We start from the raw sequence: 2,376 nt of genomic DNA on the forward strand, positions 1-2,376 counted from the left end.
GTGGGCCCCCGCACGTCCCGGGATGGGTGAGAATGAAGAGTGTGAGCGAACAGCACCTTTCGGCGGAGCCGGCCCGATGAGCCGCACCCGGGCCCGCGTCTCCGCTCCCGACCAGGCCTGTGTCGCCGCGGTCGATCTGGCTCGCGCCGCGGCCGAGGAGCTGGCGCGGCCGGGCGAGCCCGGCGAGCACCTCGGCTACGAAAGCGAAGGCGACCGGATCGTCACCCACTACTTCGCCTGCCTCGACCGCGCTTATCGCGGCTGGCGCTGGGCGGTCACGGTGACCCGAGCCTCGCGGGCGAAGAAGGTCACCGTCAGCGAGGCCGTCCTGCTGCCCGGCACCGGCGCGCTGCTGGCGCCCGAGTGGCTGCCGTGGAGCGAGCGGCTGCGTCCCGGCGACCTCGGCGTGGGCGATCTGCTGCCGACCGCGGACGACGACGCCCGGCTGGCGCCGGGCTTCACCGAAGTCGACGACGACACCGACAGACAGATGGTTTTCGAGTACGGCCTGGGCCGGGCCCGTGTGCTCTCGGCCATTGGCAGAGACCGGGCTGCCAGACGCTGGCACGCGGGCGAGCACGGGCCACACACACCGATCGCACACGCCGCTCCCGCGCAGTGCTCCACCTGCGGCTTCTACTGGTTGCTGTCGGGTGAGCTCCGGCTGTCGTTCGGGGTCTGCGCCAACGAGTACGCACCCGACGACGGCAAGGTCGTCGCCGCCGACCACGGCTGCGGTGCCCATTCCGAGGCCGCGGTGCTGCCGCCGCCGGTCGAGCAGGCCATCCCGATCCTCGACGACCTGGGCTACGACCTCATGGAGGAGGAGGCCGGCTCGGTCGACGAATCCGCATCGGAGGAGCTCGGGCATTCCTGAGCCTGAGTGTCGGTGCGGGCCGCTAACCTACGGTGGCCCCCTACCCTCGACCAGGATCGTGATCGATGAGCGACACCTACGGCACTGACCGGCTGCGTGCGGCCGTCCTGTCCGCGTGGACGGCCTCGCCCGCCCGGTTCCGCGAAGACGCCAACGCGGAGGAGGATTTCGCGCTCGGCGGCTACCGCGACCGGCTGATCGTCGAGCTGGCGCAGAATGCCGCCGACGCGGCGCTGCGGGCGGGTGTGCCGGGGGTGTTGCGGCTGACGTTGCGCGGTGACGTGCTGACGGCCGCCAACACCGGCGCCCCGCTCGACGCCACCGGCGTGGAGAGCCTGTCCACGCTGCGCGCCTCGGGCAAGCGCGACGAGGCCGGCGCGGCGGGGAGGTTCGGCGTCGGGTTCGCGGCGGTCGTGTCGGTCTGCGACTCGCCCTCGATCGGCTCGCGCGGGGCTCCCGCCGTGCGCTGGTCCCGTACGGAGACCGCGGCCATCGTGGCCGAGCTGCCCGCGCTGGCGGGCGAGCTGACCGACCGGGGCGGGCACGTGCCGCTGCTGCGGCTGCCCTTCGACGAGCCGCCCCTCATCGACATCCCCGACGGCTTCGACACCCTCGTCCGGCTGCCGCTGCGCGACCAGGCGAGCGTGGACGCGGTCCGGCGCATGCTCGCCGAGGCCAGTCCCGCGCTGCTGCTCGGCCTGCCCGCGCTGGAGAGCATCGAGATCGACGTCGACGGGTCCACCCGCATGGTGGCTGCCGACGGCTGGCACGTGGTGTCCGACTCCGGGGTTTTCACCCCCGAGGAGGTCGCCAGGCTCTTCGCCGACCGGCCCACGGAAGAGCGCGCCCGTCCCTTCTGGTCGCTGCGCTGGGCCGTTCCCGTGACCGGCACCGGCGAGCCCGGCGCCCTGCCCGCCTCCGTGCCGCCCGTGGTGCACGCCCCGACGCCCAGCGACGAGCCCATCGACCTGCCCGCGCTGCTCATCGCCTCGTTCCCGATGGCCACCGACCGGCGCCACGTGGCCAAGGGGCCGCTGACCGACTTCCTGGTCGAGCGGGCCGCCGACGCCTACGTCCGGCTGCTGCGCGAGCTGCCCCGCACGTCCAAGCTGCTCGACCTGGTGCCCTCGCTGATGGGCAAGGGCGAGCTCGACGCCCGCGTGCGCAGGGCCGTGCTGCAGCGCCTGCCCGACACGCCGCTGCTGCCCGCCCTGTCCGCGCCCGCGCCCGTCGTGCAGACGCCTTCCTTCGCCGACGCGCGGGTCTACGAGCCCGACGCGGAGTGGCAGGTCGAGCAGCCCGCGCCCGAGCCCGAGGGCGACGGCTGGGTGGTGCCGGGCCGGGAGGCGGCCGTCGTGGCCTCCGCCTCGGCCAAGCTGCTCGACACCGTGGCCGGCTTCGTGCCGGGCCTGCTGCCCGCCGGCTGGCCCGCCCGCCACCCCGCCATGACCGCGCTCGGCGTGCGCCCGGACGAGCTGGCCGGCGTCGTCGACCTGCTC

Annotated in this window: 2 protein-coding genes; both read left to right on the forward strand. The window is 74.4% G+C overall.

Translation table 11 applies throughout. From position 1 onward, the window contains the following. Positions 1-76: 76 nt before the first annotated feature. The gene (locus ABFX54_RS33960) at positions 77-877 is read left to right on the forward strand and encodes a DUF3027 domain-containing protein (protein ID WP_346110689.1); all 801 of its coding nucleotides are present in this window, start codon (positions 77-79) and stop codon (positions 875-877) included. Positions 878-942: 65 nt separating this feature from the next. After that, a partial coding sequence (locus ABFX54_RS33965; RefSeq protein ID WP_428834602.1) for a sacsin N-terminal ATP-binding-like domain-containing protein occupies positions 943-2,376 on the forward strand: 1,434 nt, incomplete at its 3' end.

The organism is Nonomuraea maheshkhaliensis, from assembly GCF_039529435.1.
In the GTDB taxonomy this organism is placed as follows: Bacteria; Actinomycetota; Actinomycetes; order Streptosporangiales; family Streptosporangiaceae; genus Nonomuraea; species Nonomuraea maheshkhaliensis.